The sequence below is a fragment of the Streptomyces sp. NPDC045021 genome (genome assembly GCF_056432645.1).
Genome location: NZ_JBWKIQ010000001.1, coordinates 1,337,936 through 1,353,953, shown reverse-complemented (window position 1 = coordinate 1,353,953; position 16,018 = coordinate 1,337,936). Strand labels below are relative to the sequence as shown.

Here is a 16,018-nt window from a genome sequence, read left to right as displayed (position 1 = left end):
AAACCCCGGCGCACACCCTGTCCGGGTGGCGGAATGGCAGACGCGCTAGCTTGAGGTGCTAGTGCCCTTTATCGGGCGTGGGGGTTCAAGTCCCCCCTCGGACACCACGCAGTACAAGAACGGTGTCGGCCGAATTTCGGCCGACACCGTTCTGCGTTTCCCGCTCGCAGGTCAGGGCTGGACGGGTACCAGGGTCGAGACCACTGCGAAGGTGGCCCCCTGCGGGTCCTGCAGGACGGCCATGCGGCCGACCTTGTCCATGTCGAAGGCGGGCGCCATCACCGATCCGCCGGCGCGGACCAGTGCGGCGACCGTGCTGTCGACGTCGTCCACGGCGAAGTTGACCAGCCAGTGCGGCGGGACATCCTCCGGCAGGTTCTCCATGCCCTGCACGCCCCCGATGGTGCGGCCCTTGACCTGGAAGCCCGTGAACTCCGGCATGTCCGGCATCGGGGCGGCCTCCAGGCCCAGCGCCGCCTCGTAGAACGTGCCGGCCGCCTTGGGGTCAGGGGTGCTGAGCTGGTTCCAGACCAGGGCGCCGGGCTCGTTGACGATCTGGGCTCCGGGGAACTCCTTCGGCTGCCACACACCGAACACCGCGCCCTGCGGGTCCGCGGCGATCAGCATCCGGCCGGTCTCGCCGACATCCATGGCGGGGGCCATCACCGTGCCGCCGTTCGCACTGATCGCGGACTCGGTGGCGTCGGCGTTCGCGGTGGAGAAGTAGCTGGTCCAGTTGGGTGGCGGCGCGGGCTGGTCGCCCATCGCCATCGCCTTCATGATCCCGGCGACCGGCTTGCCCTTCAGCGTGCAGATCGAGTAACCGCCGAACTCCTCGGCGCCGACCTCGCCCTGCCAGCCGAAGAGGTCCCGGTAGAAGTCCAGGGCGGCCTGCTGGTCCGGAACCATCAGGTCGATCCAGCACGGTGTGCCGGGTTCGTACGGAGTGGTGACTTCGGACATCTGTCGTCTCCCAGCGGTGGTACGCCACGGGCGGCGCCCGGGCGGGTGAGATTCCCCCGGTGACCACCTTCCTCGCGGTCCGCCGATACCGCCATCGGTAGCGCCAGCGTCGTGGCCGCCCGGCGGTTTCTCGCCGGGCGGACCGGGCGGAGGCGCCGAGAGGCGCGGGTCAGTACCGGGTGCCCGTGGCGGCCGGGAGGGCGTTCAGTTCGGCGAGGTCGGCGGGGGAGAGGGTGAGGTCGGCTGCCCCCGCGTTGTCGGTGAGGTACTTCGGGGTCTTGGTGCCGGGGATGGGGACGACGTAGCGGCCCTGCGCGAGGACCCAGGCCAGGGCGACCTGGGCGGGGGTGGCGCCGGTGCGGTCGGCGATGGCGCGGACCGTGCCGACCATGGCGAGGTTGGTGCGCAGCGCGTCCTGCTGGAAGCGCGGGAGGTTGCGGCGCATGTCGTCGGCGGGAAGGTCGTCGTACGAGCTGAAGCGCCCGGTGAGGAAGCCGCGGCCCAGCGGGGAGAACGGCAGGAAGGCGATGCCCTCGCGTTCGCAGTGGGGCAGCACGTCCGCCAGCGCGTCGCGGGTCCACAGCGACAGCTCGGACTGGACGGAGGCGACCGGGTGGACGGCCTGCGCTCGCGCTATCTCCTCGACCGATGCCTCGGACAGACCGATCCGGCGGGCCTTCCCGGCGGCGACCACCTCCGCGAGGGCGCCCCAGGTCTCCTCGACCGGGACCTCGGCGTCGATACGGTGCAGCTGGTACAGGTCGACGTAGTCGGTACCCAGCCGGCGCAGGCTCGCGTCGATCGACGCCTTGATGTGCTCCGGGCGGCCGTTCTGGCCGTAGACCGGCCGCCCCTGGTCCGCGCCCGTCAGGACCAGGCCCACCTTGGTGGCCAGCACGGCGCGCTCCCGGTAGGGGCCCGCGAGCGCGCGGCCGACCAACTCCTCGTTGGTGTAGGGGCCGTAGGCGTCGGCGGTGTCGATCAGCGTCACACCCAGATCGAGGGCGAGCCGGACGACCTCGACGGAGACGGTGTCGTCACGGCCGCTCGGGTCGTAGGCATGGGTCATGCCCATGCAGCCGAGTCCGACGACGCCGACTTCGGGGCCCTTGCTGCCGAGTGTGGTGGTGCGCATGGGTGCTGCTCCTTCGCATGGCAGCGGAATCGGCCGGTTGCGGGATCGACGGACCGCGGAACCGACCCGCTGCGGGATCGACGACGATCATCACTCTGCCGCATGGACGTGCGCCGGACGTCATGAATATTCCGGCCGTCCGCCCACCGTGGCCACCGCCGCAGCGCCCGTACGGCAGCCCGCCGCGGCGGCTTCCGCCAGGTCCGCGCCGGTGAGCCGCGCCGCGAGGAAACCGCCGGCGAAGGCGTCGCCCGCGCCCGTGGTGTCGACGGCGTCGGCCGCGACACCGGGCACGCGGGCGGTGACCTTGCCGTGCTCGGCGACCAGCGCACCCGCGCCGCCGAGTTTTACCACCGCCACGCCGTGGGCGGCGCTCAACTGCTCGGTGGCGCGCACGGGATCGGGGTCGCCGGTGAGCAACCGGGCCTCCGCGAGATTCGGCAGCAGCAGGTCCGCGCCGGTGACGGCGTCCAGGAATCGGCGGACCCCGAGGTGCTGGATGAAACCGGTGGAGGCGGGGTCGACACTCACCGGGATGTGCAGTGCGCGGGCCGCGGCCATGGCCAGGGCGGCGAGTTCCCGGCCGGGCTCGTTGAAGAACAGATAGCCGGAAAGGTGCAGCCGGCCGGCGCCGTCGAGCAGCGCCGCGTCCCAGTCCTGCGGGCCGAGCCGCACGCTCGCGCCGCTGTCGGTGACCAGGGTGCGCTCCGCGGCCGCGTCGACCAGGGCGATCACGACGGCGGTCGGCAGCGACGGGTCGACGCGCAGGTGCGGTCGTACGCCGCAGCGCCGCAGCACGTCCCGGTGCCAGTCGGCGGAGTCCGCCCCGGCGCGGGCCAGCAGCCGCACCTCGGCTCCCGAACGGGCCGCCCAGGACGCGGTGTTGGCGCCGGAGCCGCCGGGCCGGACGGCGATCCGGGCGGCGGTGTCGGTGTCGGGCGCCAGCGGCTTGTGGTGCAGGGCCACGATGTCGGTGACGACATCACCGATGACCAGCAGGGATGTCCCGGCCGTCGCCGCCGTCATACGAGCCGCGACCAGTGCGCGGCTATCGCGGAGGCGAGCCGGACATTGCCCCGCACCGCCGCGAGATTCGCCTCCAGGGAGGCACCGCCGGTGTGTTCCGCGAAGTACGCGAGCAGGAACGGCGTGATGGCCTGCCCGGTGACGCCCGCGGCGCGCGCGGCCTCATGGGCGCTGACCAGCACGCGGTCGTGCAGATCGGGATCGAGCTGCTCCGCCTCGGGTACGGGATTGGCCACGATCAGCGCGGCGCCCGGACCTCCCAGGGTGTCCTGGGCGCTCATCACGGCGGCGACCTCGGACGCCTCGTGCAGCGTCCAGTCCAGCGGCTCGCCGGAACTGGTCAGGTAGAAGCCGGGGAAGGTGCCGGTACGGAAGCCGAGGACGCCGACGCCCAGCGTCTCCAGCCGCTGCAGGGTGTTCGGCACGTCGAGGATGGACTTCACGCCCGCGCAGACGACCGTGATGCGGGTGCGGGCGAGCAGCCGGAGGTCCGCGGACTCGTCCTGGTGGCTGACCCAGTCGAAGTGCACTCCGCCGAGGCCGCCGGTGGCGAAGACCCGGATCCCGGCACGGGCGGCCAGGAATGCCGTGCCGGAGACCGTCGTCGCACCGCTGGCGCCGGTGGCCAGCGCTGGGGCCAGGTCGCGGTAGCCGAGTTTGCGCAGGTCCTGGTCGTTCGCGACCCGCTCCAGCTGATCCTTGTCGAGCCCGATGTGCGCGGTTCCGTCGAGCACGGCGACGGTCGCCGGAACCGCGCCCGCGGCCCGGACGATGTCCTCCAGCTCGACCGCCACCCGGAGGTTGCGGGGCCGGGGGAGACCGTGGGCGATGATCGTCGATTCGAGGGCCACCACCGGCGCACGCCGGTCGAGGGCTTCCCGCACTTCGTCGGAGAGCGCAAGGGAGAGCGAGGCGGGAACGACTGTGCGAGGGTCCATCCTCCATTTCTGTCGGACCGCCGCCGTTTCCAAACCTCCAGCTCACACCTGCCTTCCCTCCTCCCCGCCGACGGTGAGCGGATCGATGCCGGTCAGCTCGCCGTCGAGCCGCATCCAGCGGGTGATGCCGATACCGCGCAGGAACGGCAGATCGTGCCCGGCCACGATCAGCGCGCCCTGGTACGAGGCCAGCGCCGCCGTGAGCCGGCGCACGCTGGCCAGGTCCAGATTGTTCGTCGGCTCGTCCAGCATCAGCAGCTGCGGCGCGGGATCGGCGAGCATCAGCGCGGCGAGCGACGCGCGGAAGCGTTCACCGCCCGAGAGGGTGGCGACGGTCTGGTCCGCGCGCCCGCCCCGGAACAGGAAACGTGCCAGCCGCGCCCTGATCTGGTTGTCGGTGGCGGCGGGCGCGAAGCGGGCGACATTGCCCGCAACGGTCAGCTCGTCGTCGAGCAGGTCGAGCCGCTGCGGCAGATACGCCATCGGTACGTGCGCCACCGCCTCGCCCGCCACCGGTTCGAGCTGCCCGGCGATCGTCCGCAGCAGGGTGGACTTGCCCGCTCCGTTGCGGCCCAGGAGCGCGATCCGCTCCGGGCCGCGGACGTCCAGGTCCGCGCGGGCCCCGTAGCGGAGCTCCAGCCCGCGCAGGGTGAGCACGGTCCGGCCGGCGGGAACGGCGGTGTGCGGCAGGTCGATCCGGATCTCGTCGTCGTCCCTGACCGCCTCGACGGCCTCGTCGAAGCGCTCCTTGGCCTCCTGCAGTTTCTCGGTGTGCATGTTGTGGTGCTTGCCGGCGGAGACCTGGGCGTCGCGCTTGCGCTGGTTCATCACGATCTTCGGCTCGCGCTTCGTGTCGAACATCTTCTGGCCGTAGCGCAGCCGGCGAGCCAACTTGACCCGGGCTTCGACCAGTTCGCGCTTCTGCCGGCGCACATCGGTCCCGGCCACCCGCACCATCCGTTCCGCGGCCTCCTGTTCGACGGCGAGCGCCTCCTCGTACGCCGAGAAGTTCCCGCCGTACCAGTGCGTCTCGCCGCCGCGCAGATCGGCGATCCGGTCGACCAGCTCCAGCAGTTCACGGTCGTGGCTGACCACGAGCAGCAGCCCGGACCAGGACGCGACGGCGTCGTGGAGGCGGCGCCGGGCATCCAGGTCCAGGTTGTTGGTCGGCTCGTCGAGCAGCAGCACGTCGGGCCGGCGCAGCAGTAGCGCGGCCAGCCGCAGCAGCACCGACTCACCGCCCGACACCTCGCCGATGGTGCGGTCGAGGGTGATGTGGCCGAGGCCGAGTTGGTCGAGGGTGGCGAGAGCGCGTTCCTCCACGTCCCAGTCGTCGCCGACCGCGGTGAAGTGCTCCTCGCTCGTGTCGCCGCCCTCGATCGCGTGCAGCGCGGCACGGGTCACATCGATGCCGAGTGCCGTGTCGACACGCACCGACGTGTCGAGCGAGACGTTCTGCGGCAGGTAGCCGATCTCGCCGGAGACCTTCACCTGCCCCTCGGCCGGGCGCAGTTCACCGGCGATGAGCCGGAGCAGTGTCGACTTCCCCGAGCCGTTGAGCCCGATCAGCCCGGTGCGGCCGGGGCCGGCGGCGAAGTCGAACTCGTCGAGCACGGGGGTGCCGTCCGGCCAGGAGAAGGAGAGACGGGTGCAGGTGATGGAAAGGGGGGTGAATGCCATGAGGGCCTCCTGGTTGCTGGATGAGAGGGCAACTTCGGAGACACCGGAATGCGACGCGGCTCGACCCCGGAGGGGAGATGACAGGTGGTGACGCCCTGGCGGAACGGAAGGCGGGTCACTGCCGAGGTCGCACTCGGGCCACGCGGGAACCCCCACGGGCGCGGTGTCTCATGACCTCAGAAGCGCAACGGCCTTCTCCAATCAACGACAACAGGGCCGAGAAAGACGGTACGCCGGGGGCCGCGGCTGTGCAACGCGTTTTCCGTGTGCGGTGTGTCGAGCGGCGCCCGCAGCCCGGCTTCCCGGGGATCCAGCGGCCCGCGGGGCCTTCTTCCGCGGGGGCGCGCGATGTGCTGAGGTGTGGCCATGGTTGACGACTCCGCTCATCCCACGGTGCCGCTCCGCCCCCACACGGTCCCCGCCCACGAGGCGGAGGCGCGCAGCCGCACCTTCCACGAGGTCATGGCGAGCCGTCGGACCGTGCGGGACTTCTCCTCCCGGCCGATCCCGCAGGGCGTCGTCGAATGGGCGATCCGTACCGCCGCCACCGCCCCGAGCGGCGCGAACGTGCAGCCCTGGCGGTTCGTCGTCCTCACCGACCCGGAGCGCAAGCGCGCCCTGCGCGAGGCGGCGGAGGCCGAGGAGCGCGAGTTCTACGAGCGCCGCGCCTCCCCGGAGTGGCTGGAGGCCCTCGCCCCGATCGGCACCGACTGGCACAAGCCGTTCCTCGAGGACGCGCCGGCCGTCATCGTCGTCTTCGAGGTCCACAAGGGTCCGCAGTCGCCCCGGCCGTATTACACGAAGGAGTCGGTGGGCATCGCCGTCGGTCTCCTGCTGGCCTCGCTCCACCAGGCGGGCCTGGCCACCCTCACCCACACACCGAGCCCGATGCGCTTCCTCAACGACGTCTGCGACCGCCCGCCCGAGGAGCGCGCCTCGTATGTCGTTCCCGTCGGCTACCCGGCGGAAGGTGCCCGGGTTCCGGACATCCACCGCAAGGATCTCGACCAGGTCGTGGTCCGACTCTGACGAGGCGGTCCGCTCGCCGGCCAGGTCCCCGTTGTCGAAACGTGCTTTCCGCGGGCCGGGGTGGCGTGAGATCGTCCGGCCGTGACCACACCTGGGACCCATGAGCAGAGCACGCCGGACAGCCGCCTCGCCTCGGGGCTGCGCTTCACCACCGAACTGGTCGCGTGGATCGCCACCCCGTGGGCGCTGGCCGGCCACTCCTGGCTGCTCGCGGCGCTGTCCGTGGTGGTCCTCATCGGTCTGCCCACGCTCTTCTCGACGCCGGGCGACAAGGCGCAGGTGATCATCCCGGTCCCCGGCTACGGCACGATCGCGCTGGTCCTGCTCCAGCTCGTCGCGGCCGTCGTCTCGTCCTGGGTGGCATGGCCGGTCTGGGCGGCCGTGGTTGTCACCGTCCTCGCCGTCGCGGCCCTGGCCGCAGAGCAGCCGCGCTGGCGGCGGCTGGCCCGGATCGGCCGAGCACTGCGAGAGTAATGATTTGGTCCTGCGTCCCCCACCGCGTAGGGTTGGGTTCACCGACGCGGGGTGGAGCAGCTCGGTAGCTCGCTGGGCTCATAACCCAGAGGTCGCAGGTTCAAATCCTGTCCCCGCTACTTACACAGCAGGCCCGGTGCGAAAGCACCGGGCCTGCTGTTCTTTCAGGGGCTGCTTCCGTCGCCCCGGCCCTGTGGCCTGCGGCATTGATAAAGCCGGTGATCGCGGGACTCGGTTGGGATATACCGGACCGATGTATGCCCAGAAGTCCGGTGCCGACCGGTCGCCCGTCGTCCTCCACGTCCCGCACAGTTCACGGACGCTGACCCCGGCCGCCAGAGAGCGCCTCCTGCTGGACGACACCGCGCTGTCGCGGGAGTTGGACCACATGACGGACGCCCACACCGACCTCATCGCCGGCGGAGCCGCGGACGGCGCGGCCGTCACGCCGTGGACGCACCGCAACCTGCTCTCCCGACTCGTCGTCGACCCCGAGCGATTCCCCGACGAGCGCGAGGAGATGCGGGCGGTGGGGATGGGAGCGGTCTACACCCGCACCTCGCACGGCGGGCCGCTGCGCCCCGACGACCCGGACCACGAAAGGGAGTTGCTCGCCGAGCACTTCGATCCCTACGCGGCCGCTTTCACCCGCCTGATCGACGCCCGCCTCGCCGCCACCGGCCGCGCCGTCATCATCGATGTGCACTCCTACCCGTCCCGCGCCCTGCCCTACGAACTGCACTCGGCCGGCGCCCGCCCCGCCATCTGCCTGGGCACCGACGAGCACCACACCCCGCCCTGGCTGCTCGACGCCGCCCGCCGGGCCTTCGAAGGCTGTGGGGAGCTCGGCCTCAACACCCCGTTCGCCGGCTGCTACGTCCCGCTCGCGCACTACGCCCGCAACCCCGAGGTGTCCGCGCTCATGATCGAGATCCGCCGGGACCTCTATATGACGGAGCCGGGCGGAGCGCCCACCGACGGTCTGCCCACCCTCGTGCGAGCCCTCACCGCGCTCGTCGACGCCGTCACGGAGCCGGCGGCCCGTCCAGCTCCTTGACGAGCCGCTTGGGGGCGATCACCCGGTAGCTCTCCTCCGTCCAGTCGGACAGCAGCTCGGTGGCCGGGACGCCCTCGTCGAGCGGGATCCGGACCCAGCCCGCCTTGCCCAGGCCGTAGCCGGCCGGTTCGGCGCCGGGAGCGGTCATCGCGTGGGCGTGCATGTCCTCGTCCTTGAGCTTCACGGTGATGGCGGGCGGATAGCTGCCGTCCTCGACACCGAGGAAGACGAAGACCTTCTTGTTGACCTTGATGACGGATTCGCCCCAGGGGAACTCCTCGACCGCCTCCGGCAGCCGCAGGGCGAACTCGCGGACCTTCCCGCGGACGGCGAGCGGATCGTGGGCGCGGCGGGGCATGGCGACTCCAGGGGCTCGTCGGCGGACCGGTAGCTGTCTGTGATCGATGGTAGGTCCGGGGTCCGACACTCCGCCCGCCGTGCACGCCCATGCCCGTGATCGACCGCCGGAGCCGCTACAGCGGCATCACGGTTCCTGCGGCTGCTCCGCGCGGGTGCGGATGACGCCGTCCAGGATGCGGGACCACTGCCGGACGATGCCCGCGCGGCGCGCCGAGTCGTCGCTGAGCAGGTTGGCGAGGCCGAGGCCGCGGGCCATGTCCAACGTGGCCTGGACGGATTCGCGGACGCCCTCGACGGATTCGTCAGCGTCCAGGAACTCCACCGCGAGCCGGTGCGCCTCGCGGCCTATGCGGGCCTCCAGGGCGTTGACCCGGGGGCGCAGTCGTTCCTCGTCCGCGGCCGCGACCCACAGATGGAGGGCGGCGCGGAAGAGCGGGCCGGTGTAGACGCCGACGAGCATGTCCACCACGGCGCGGGTACGGGAGGCGCCGTCCCGGGGCAGGGCGCGGGCCCGCTCCCGGACGGCGTTCATCCACTCCTCCGCGACATGCTCGATCGCGGCGGTGAAGAGGTCCTCCCGGGTCGGGAAGTGATGTTGGGCCGCGCCCCGGGTGACCCCGGCGCGCTCGGCGACGGCGGCGACGGTGCTGCCGCTCCAGCCGCGTTCCGCCAGGCAGGAGACGGCCGCCTCCAGCAGCCGCCGGCGGGTGGCGCGGCTGCGGTCCTGCTTGGGCGCCCGGTCGGTCACAACGCCCATGACGGGTCCCGGCGTTCGACGAAGGACCGTATCCCCTCCGCCGCCTCCGGTGAGGCGAAGAGGCGGGCGGACTGCTCGGCCAGGGCAGCGGTGTCCCGGTCGAAGGCCCGCAGCACTGCGGCGGTGGTGAGCCGTTTGGACTCGGCGAGCCCCTGGGGCGAGGCGGACCGCAGACCGTCGAGAATGCCGTCCAGCGCCCCGGCGGTGGCGCTGACCAGGCCGATCCTGACGGCCTCCGCCGCGTCGAAGACCTCGCCGGTCAGGTAGTAGCGGGCGGCGGCACGGGGGTCGACACGCGGGAGGACCGGCAGCGAGATGACGGCGGGTGCCAGGCCGAGCCGCGCCTCGGTGAACGCGAAGCTCGCCCCCGCGCCGGCCACCGATATGTCGCACGCGGCGAGCAGTCCGAGGCCGCCGGCCCGTGCATGGCCGGTGACCTCGGCGACCACGGGCTTGGGCGACTCGACGATGCCGCGCAGCAGCTCCGCCAGGCCGAGCGGGCCGCCGGCGGCCGGATCCTTGAGGTCGGCGCCCGCGCAGAACGTGCCACCGGTGTGGGTGAGCAGGATCGCGCGGACGCCCGGGTCCTTGACCGCGTCCTCGAGCCCTTCGCGCAGCTCGGTGACCAGACGCGCCGACAGCGCGTTGCGGTTGTGCGGCGAGTCCAGGGTGAGCAGAGCGATGCCGCGCTGGTGGTCGCGGCGTACGAAGGGTGCGTCGGACACGATCGGTCTCCTCCATGCGGATCGGCAGGCCACGGCGGGCCCAGCAGGACTCAGGACTCAGGACTCAGGACCCCGGACTCGGTGTGAATCACCGTGAATGGGTGGATATCAGTATGACTTGGGCAGGCCCAGGGTGTGGTGCGAGACGAAGTTGAGGATCATCTCACGGCTGACGGGAGCGATCCGGCCCACGCGGGAGGCGGTGAGCAGGGCCGCCAGCCCGTACTCGGTGGTGAGCCCGTTGCCGCCGAGGGTGTGCACGGCCTGGTCGACGGCCTTGGCCCCGGCCTCGGCGGCCGCGTACTTCGCCATGTTGGCGGCCTCGCCCGCGCCCATGTCGTCGCCCGCGTCATAGAGGTAGGCGGCCTTCTGCATCATCAGCCGGGCGAGTTCCAGCTCGATGTGGGCGACGGCGAGCGGGTGGGCTATCGCCTGGTGGGCGCCGATGGGGGACTGCCACACCTGGCGGGTGCGGGCGTACTCGACGGCCTTGTCCAGGGCGAACCGGCCCATGCCGAGGGAGAACGCGGCGGTCATGATCCGCTCGGGGTTGAGGCCCGCGAACAACTGCAACAGCCCGGCGTCCTCGTCACCGACGAGGGCGTCGGCCGGCAGCCGCACATCGTCGAGGAAGAGCTGGAACTGCTTCTCGGGCGCGCCCAGTTCCATTTCTATCTGCCGGTACTCGAAGCCGGGTGTCTCACGGTCGACGATGAACAGGCACGGCTTGAGCTTGCCGGTGCGCGCGTCCTCGGTACGTCCGACGATGAGCGTGGCGTCGGCGATGTCCACACCCGAGATGAAGACCTTGCGCCCGGTCAGCAGCCAGTCGTCCCCGTCGCGGCGCGCGGTGGTGGTGATGCGGTGCGAGTTGGAGCCGGCCTCGGGTTCGGTGATGCCGAAGGCCATCCGCAGCGACCCGTCCGACAGCCCCGGCAGCCAGCGGCGCTTCTGCTCCTCGGTGCCGAAGCGGGCGATGACGGTGCCGCAGATCGCGGGGGAGACGATGAGCAGCAGCAGCGGGCAGCCTGCAGCACCCAACTCCTCCAGCACTATGGAGAGTTCGGCCATGCCGCCGCCTCCTCCGCCGTACTCCTCCGGGAGGTTCACCCCGAGATAGCCGAGCGCGCCGGCCTCCCGCCACAGCTCGTCGGTCTGCTTCCCCGAGCGGACGGCCGCGGTGAAGTAGTCGCGGCCGTAGCGGCGGCCGAGATCCCCGACGGCGGCACGCAGGGCGCGCCGCTCGTCGCTTTCCAGGAGTGCGCTGTCGAAGGTGCCTTGGCTGGTGGTCATGGGCGTGGTTCCTCCTTGACGACGGCGAGTACGGCGCCGACGTCGACCTGGCGGCCGACCTCGGCGTTCAGTGCGGTGAGCGTTCCTGAGGCGGGAGACGTGATCCGGTGCTCCATCTTCATCGCCTCGAGCCACAGCAGCGGGTGGCCCGCTTCGACGTGGTCGCCGACGGCGAATTCACCGATCCGGATGACGGTGCCGGGCATGGGAGCGAGCAGTGAGCCCGGCTCGGTACCGCTGACCGGCTCCGGGAAGCGCGGCAGGGCGGTGAACGCGAACGCGCTCAGCGCGGAGTCGACATGGACCCGGTCGCCGTAGACCGCGACGTCGAACGCGCGGCGTACCCCGTCCGCCTCCAGGACCACATGTCCGCGTTCCGCGTGCAGCAGCCGGACGCCCGGATGGTCCGGGGCGTCGAGGCCGGAGCGGGTGAGCCGGTAGCGGACCTCGTACGGTTCGGCGCCGGGCACCGTCGCGTACCCCTTGGTCTGCGGCTGGGAAGGGACGTTTCGCCAGCCGCCCAGAGCGGAGCCGCCCAGAGCGGAGCGGCCCGAGGCGTCGGACAGCGCGGCGGCGAGCGCCGCCAGCCGTACGGGACCGGTGTCCGCGCCGTCCCCGGCCAGCACCGAGCTGTGCTGTTCGAGGAACGCGGTGGAGTGCCGGCCCGCCACGAACTCCGGGTGCCGCAGCACGCGGACCAGGAGCTCCCGGTTGGTCACCGGGCCGTGCAGCCGGGCATGTTCCAGAGCGCGGGCGAGCAGCCGCACCGCCTCGTCCCGGGTCTCGGCCCAGGCGATGACCTTGGCGAGCATCGGGTCGTAGTGCACGCCGATGGTGTCGCCGTCCTCGACCCCGGAGTCGAGCCGCAGACCGGGCAGTCGAGGCACGTCGATCCGGTGCAGGACTCCGGACTGCGGTTGCCAGCCGCGGGCGGGGTCCTCGGCGTACAGCCGGGCCTCGATGGCGTGGCCGTTCGGCGCGGGTGACGTTTCCGGCAGCGCGGCTCCCTCGGCGATCCGTATCTGGAGCTGTACGAGGTCGAGTCCGGTCACACATTCGGTGACCGGGTGTTCCACCTGGAGCCGGGTGTTCACCTCCAGGAAGTACGGGCGGCCGCCCGGTGCCACCAGGAACTCGACGGTGCCGGCGCCCGTGTAGCCGATCGCGCGGGCGGCCGCGGCGGCGGCGTCGTGGAGCGTACGGCGCAGCTCGTCGCCGATGCCGGGCGCCGGTGTCTCCTCGATCACCTTCTGGTGCCGCCGCTGGACGGAACAGTCGCGTTCGCCGAGCGTCCACACGGTGCCGTGGGTGTCGGCGAGGACCTGCACCTCGATGTGCCGGCCCGTCTCCACATACGGCTCGACGAAGACCTCGCCGTCGCCGAAGGCCGAGGCCGCTTCGGCGCGCGCCGCCGCCAACTCCTCCTCCAACAGCGCGAGCTCCCGCACGATCCGCATCCCGCGCCCGCCGCCGCCGGCCGCCGCCTTCACCAGCACCGGGAGGTCGTCGGGGCCGATCGATCCCGGCCGCAGACCGGTCAGCACCGGCACAGCCGCCGCCGACATGATGTCCTTGGCGCGCGTCTTGGACCCCATGGACTCGATCACGCCGGGGGGCGGGCCGATCCACACCAGCCCGGCATCGAGCACGGCCTGCGCGAAGCCGGCGTTCTCGGAGAGGAAGCCGTATCCGGGGTGGATGGCGTCGGCGCCCGCCGCCTTGGCGGCCGCGACGATCAGATCACCGCGCAGATACGTGTCGGCGGGCGCGTTGCCCGGCAGGCGGACGGCGGTGTCGGCCTCGCGCACATGCGGGGCTCCGGCGTCCGCGTCGGAGTACACCGCGACCGTGGCGATCCCCAGGTCGCGGCAGGTGCGGAAGACCCGCCGGGCGATTTCGCCGCGGTTGGCCACCAGAACGGACTCGATCATCACTGCCCTCACATCCGGAAGACGCCGAAGCCGCCACGCGCGCCCTCGACGGGCGCGCCGTGCACGGCTGACAGGCACAGGCCGAGTACGGTCCGCGTGTCGCGCGGGTCGATGACGCCGTCGTCGTAGAGCCGCCCGGACAGGAACATCGGGAGCGACTCGGACTCGATCTGCTGCTCGACCATCGCGCGCAGCGCGGCGTCGGCCTCGTCGTCGTAGGGCAGCCCCTTCGCCGCCGCCGACTGGCGGGCGACGATCGAGAGCACCCCGGCGAGCTGGGCGGGGCCCATCACGGCGGACTTGGCGCTCGGCCAGGCGAAGAGGAAGCGCGGGTCGAAGGCCCGGCCGCACATGCCGTAGTGGCCGGCGCCGTAACTCGCGCCCATCAGGACCGACAGATGCGGGACCTTCGAGTTGGCGACCGCGTTGATCATCATGGCGCCGTGCTTGATGATCCCGGCCTGCTCGTACTCCTTGCCGACCATGTAGCCGGTGGTGTTGTGCAGGAAGAGCAGTGGAATGTCCCGCTGGTTGGCGAGTTGGATGAACTGCGCGGCCTTCTGCGATTCGGCGCTGAACAGCACGCCCTGCGCGTTGGCGAGGATCCCGACCGGATAGCCGTGCACCTCGGCCCAGCCGGTGGCCAGGCTCGGCCCGTACAGCGGCTTGAACTCGTCGAACCGCGAACCGTCGACGACGCGGGTGATCACCTCACGCGGATCGAAGGGCGTCCGCAGATCGCCGGGGACGATGCCGAGCAGCTCGTCCTCGTCGTGCAGCGGCGGCTCGACGGATGCCCTCGGAGCCGGGCCCTGCTTGCGCCAGTTGAGCCGGGAGACGACGCGGCGCGCGGTTCGCAGCGCGTCGGGCTCGTCGAGTGCGTAGTAGTCGGCGAGGCCGGAGACCCGGGCGTGCATGTCGGCGCCGCCCAGCGACTCGTCGTCGCTCTCCTCACCGGTCGCCATCTTGACCAGCGGCGGTCCGCCGAGGAAGACCTTCGACCGGTCCTTGACCATGATCACGTGGTCGGACATGCCGGGGATGTACGCACCGCCCGCGGTCGAGTTGCCGAAGACGACGGCGATGGTGGGGATCCCGGCGGCCGACAGCCGGGTCAGGTCCCGGAAGAGGGCTCCGCCGGGTATGAAGATCTCCTTCTGGCTGGGGAGATCGGCGCCGCCGGACTCGACGAGGCTGATCACCGGCAGCCGGTTGGCGAAGGCGATCTCGTTGGCGCGCAGCGCCTTCTTCAGCGTCCACGGGTTGCTGGCCCCGCCGCGTACGGTCGGGTCGCTGGCCGTGATCAGGCACTCGACGCCTTCCACGACGCCGATACCGGTGACCAGCGAGGCGCCCACCGGGTAGTCGCTGCCCCAGGCGGCGAGCGGTGAGAGTTCGAGGAACGGGGTGTCCGGGTCGAGCAGCAGCTCGATGCGCTCGCGGGCGAGCAGCTTGCCGCGCTTGCGGTGGCGCTCCACGTACTTCTCACCGCCGCCGCCGATCGCGGTGGCGTGCGCGGCGTCGACCTCCGCGAGCCGGGCGAGCATGGTCGCGCGGTTGGCCGTGTACTCGTCGTCCGAGGTGTCCAGGAGGGTCATGCGCCGGCCCCGGGCTCATCCGCGGATCCCGGGTCCAGCGGACCCGCCTCGTCCACCGGCGGCCGCGGCCGGGTCGGGGACTGCGGCTGCCGCCCCGGTCCCGCCGGTCCCGCGAAGGCCTGCGCGATCTCCAACCAGCGGTCCGCGTCCTCGCCCTCGGCGCGTACGGCGAGGTCGTCGCGGTGCCTGCGCTGGGTGGCCAGCAGACAGAAGTCGATCATCGGTCCGGTCACCCGCTGCGCGGCGTCCTCCGGCCCGTACATCCACACCTCGCCGCCGGGCGCCGTCAGCTCGACCCGGAACTCCTCGGTGGGCGGCTGGAGTCCTCGTACGAAGTACGCGTAGTCGCGGGCCCGCACCCCGATCCGGGCCACATGCCGTAGCCGGCCGGTCGGCTCGCGCCGGACGCCCAGGGCGTCGGCGACGTCCTGGCCGTGCGCCCAGGTCTCCATCAGCCGCCCGGTGGCCATCGAGGCGGCGCTCATCGGGGGCCCGTACCAGGGGAAACGCGTGCCGGGCGGCTGCGTGGCCAGCGCGTCGAGCAGAGCCTCGCGTCCGGTGCGCCAGCGGGTGAGCAGCTCGGCCGGCGGCAGCGACGCGCCCTTGCGGGCCTCGTCGTCGACGAACGTCTCGAAGGTCGCGGCGGCCAGTTCGGTCTCCCGGGCGAACGCCTCGGGGTCGGTCACCGAGAGCAGCGCGACGCCGTCGGTCCAGGCGAGGTGGGCGATCTGATGGGCGATCGTCCAGCCCTCGGCGGGGGTGGGCGCCGCCCAGCGGTCCGCCGGGAGCGGCGCCACCAGCCGGTCGAGGTCTTCGCTCTCGGCCCGCAGGTCGACGAGCACGGACAGTGGATCGGCCATGACCACCCCTTGTTGACACCCGGTCAGCAACGTTGTGGGTCAGAGGGTGGCAGTGCCGCCAAGAACAATCAAGCGTGCTTGCATGATTTTTGGACAGCGGGCGGAAAACGGTGGACGCAGGGGAGCTGCCGCAGGCACACGAAAACCGCCCGTCGCCGCACGCAGTGATGCGGGCGGCAATGGGCGGTACAA

Annotated in this window: 15 protein-coding genes and 2 tRNA genes; 5 read left to right on the top strand and 12 right to left on the bottom strand. The window is 71.8% G+C overall.

What is annotated here, in order from left to right; genetic code table 11:
- Positions 1-19 precede the first annotated feature (19 nt).
- Positions 20-107 (top strand) — tRNA-Leu (locus AC07DC_RS06025).
- A 64-nt stretch (positions 108-171) separates the two neighbouring features.
- Here the strand turns inward: AC07DC_RS06025 and AC07DC_RS06020 are convergent.
- The 5 genes from AC07DC_RS06020 to AC07DC_RS06000 all read right to left on the bottom strand — a co-directional run bounded on the left by AC07DC_RS06020 (position 172) and on the right by AC07DC_RS06000 (position 5,742).
- Positions 172-963 carry a VOC family protein gene (locus AC07DC_RS06020; protein ID WP_478912198.1) on the bottom strand — a complete coding sequence of 264 codons (792 nt, stop codon included), beginning with the start codon at positions 961-963 and terminating at the stop codon, positions 172-174.
- Between the two features lie 169 nt (positions 964-1,132).
- Positions 1,133-2,098 (bottom strand): aldo/keto reductase, encoded by a 966-nt coding sequence (locus tag AC07DC_RS06015; RefSeq protein WP_478912196.1) that lies wholly within the window; start codon positions 2,096-2,098, stop codon positions 1,133-1,135.
- Positions 2,099-2,218: 120 nt separating this feature from the next.
- Entirely contained in the window at positions 2,219-3,124 is a 906-nt protein-coding gene (locus AC07DC_RS06010; protein ID WP_478912195.1) for a carbohydrate kinase family protein, read from the bottom strand.
- Entirely contained in the window at positions 3,121-4,062 is a 942-nt protein-coding gene (locus AC07DC_RS06005) for a pseudouridine-5'-phosphate glycosidase (protein ID WP_478912193.1), read from the bottom strand. The genes AC07DC_RS06010 and AC07DC_RS06005 overlap by 4 nt, the downstream gene beginning before the upstream one ends.
- A gap of 42 nt (positions 4,063-4,104) precedes the next feature.
- A complete protein-coding gene (locus tag AC07DC_RS06000; protein WP_478912191.1) occupies positions 4,105-5,742 on the bottom strand; it encodes an ABC-F family ATP-binding cassette domain-containing protein in 1,638 nt (545 codons plus the stop codon).
- 366 nt (positions 5,743-6,108) lie between these two features.
- Between AC07DC_RS06000 and AC07DC_RS05995 the strand changes: the two genes are divergently transcribed.
- The 4 genes from AC07DC_RS05995 (at position 6,109) to AC07DC_RS05980 (ending at position 8,302) form a co-directional block, all read left to right on the top strand.
- Positions 6,109-6,771, top strand: coding sequence for a nitroreductase family protein (locus AC07DC_RS05995; protein WP_478912189.1), 663 nt, complete (start codon positions 6,109-6,111; stop codon positions 6,769-6,771).
- 81 nt (positions 6,772-6,852) lie between these two features.
- Entirely contained in the window at positions 6,853-7,245 is a 393-nt protein-coding gene (locus AC07DC_RS05990) for a hypothetical protein (protein ID WP_478912187.1), read from the top strand.
- A gap of 45 nt (positions 7,246-7,290) precedes the next feature.
- A tRNA-Met gene (locus tag AC07DC_RS05985) sits at positions 7,291-7,364 on the top strand.
- Between the two features lie 134 nt (positions 7,365-7,498).
- Positions 7,499-8,302 carry an N-formylglutamate amidohydrolase gene (locus AC07DC_RS05980; RefSeq protein ID WP_478912185.1) on the top strand — a complete coding sequence of 268 codons (804 nt, stop codon included), beginning with the start codon at positions 7,499-7,501 and terminating at the stop codon, positions 8,300-8,302.
- Here the strand turns inward: AC07DC_RS05980 and AC07DC_RS05975 are convergent.
- The 7 genes from AC07DC_RS05975 to AC07DC_RS05945 all read right to left on the bottom strand — a co-directional run bounded on the left by AC07DC_RS05975 (position 8,271) and on the right by AC07DC_RS05945 (position 15,826).
- Complete coding sequence (locus AC07DC_RS05975) at positions 8,271-8,660, bottom strand: MmcQ/YjbR family DNA-binding protein (protein ID WP_478912183.1); 390 nt, start codon at positions 8,658-8,660, stop codon at positions 8,271-8,273. The genes AC07DC_RS05980 and AC07DC_RS05975 overlap by 32 nt on opposite strands.
- Before the next feature lie 126 nt (positions 8,661-8,786).
- Positions 8,787-9,419, bottom strand: a complete 633-nt coding sequence (locus tag AC07DC_RS05970) for a TetR/AcrR family transcriptional regulator (protein ID WP_478912182.1) — start codon at positions 9,417-9,419, stop codon at positions 8,787-8,789.
- On the bottom strand, positions 9,407-10,144 hold the full coding sequence (locus AC07DC_RS05965; RefSeq protein WP_478912180.1) for an enoyl-CoA hydratase family protein: 738 nt from the start codon (positions 10,142-10,144) through the stop codon (positions 9,407-9,409). Before AC07DC_RS05965 ends, AC07DC_RS05970 begins: the two co-directional genes overlap by 13 nt.
- A 108-nt stretch (positions 10,145-10,252) precedes the next feature.
- On the bottom strand, positions 10,253-11,437 hold the full coding sequence (locus AC07DC_RS05960) for an acyl-CoA dehydrogenase family protein (RefSeq protein ID WP_478912178.1): 1,185 nt from the start codon (positions 11,435-11,437) through the stop codon (positions 10,253-10,255).
- Positions 11,434-13,368, bottom strand: coding sequence for an acetyl/propionyl/methylcrotonyl-CoA carboxylase subunit alpha (locus tag AC07DC_RS05955; protein WP_478912176.1), 1,935 nt, complete (start codon positions 13,366-13,368; stop codon positions 11,434-11,436). Before AC07DC_RS05955 ends, AC07DC_RS05960 begins: the two co-directional genes overlap by 4 nt.
- 8 nt (positions 13,369-13,376) lie before the next feature.
- Positions 13,377-14,966, bottom strand: a complete 1,590-nt coding sequence (locus AC07DC_RS05950) for an acyl-CoA carboxylase subunit beta (protein ID WP_478912174.1) — start codon at positions 14,964-14,966, stop codon at positions 13,377-13,379.
- Positions 14,963-15,826: a TIGR03084 family metal-binding protein gene (locus AC07DC_RS05945; protein WP_478912173.1), complete on the bottom strand. Its 864-nt coding sequence runs from the start codon at positions 15,824-15,826 to the stop codon at positions 14,963-14,965. Before AC07DC_RS05945 ends, AC07DC_RS05950 begins: the two co-directional genes overlap by 4 nt.
- Between the last annotated feature and the right edge of the window lie 192 nt (positions 15,827-16,018).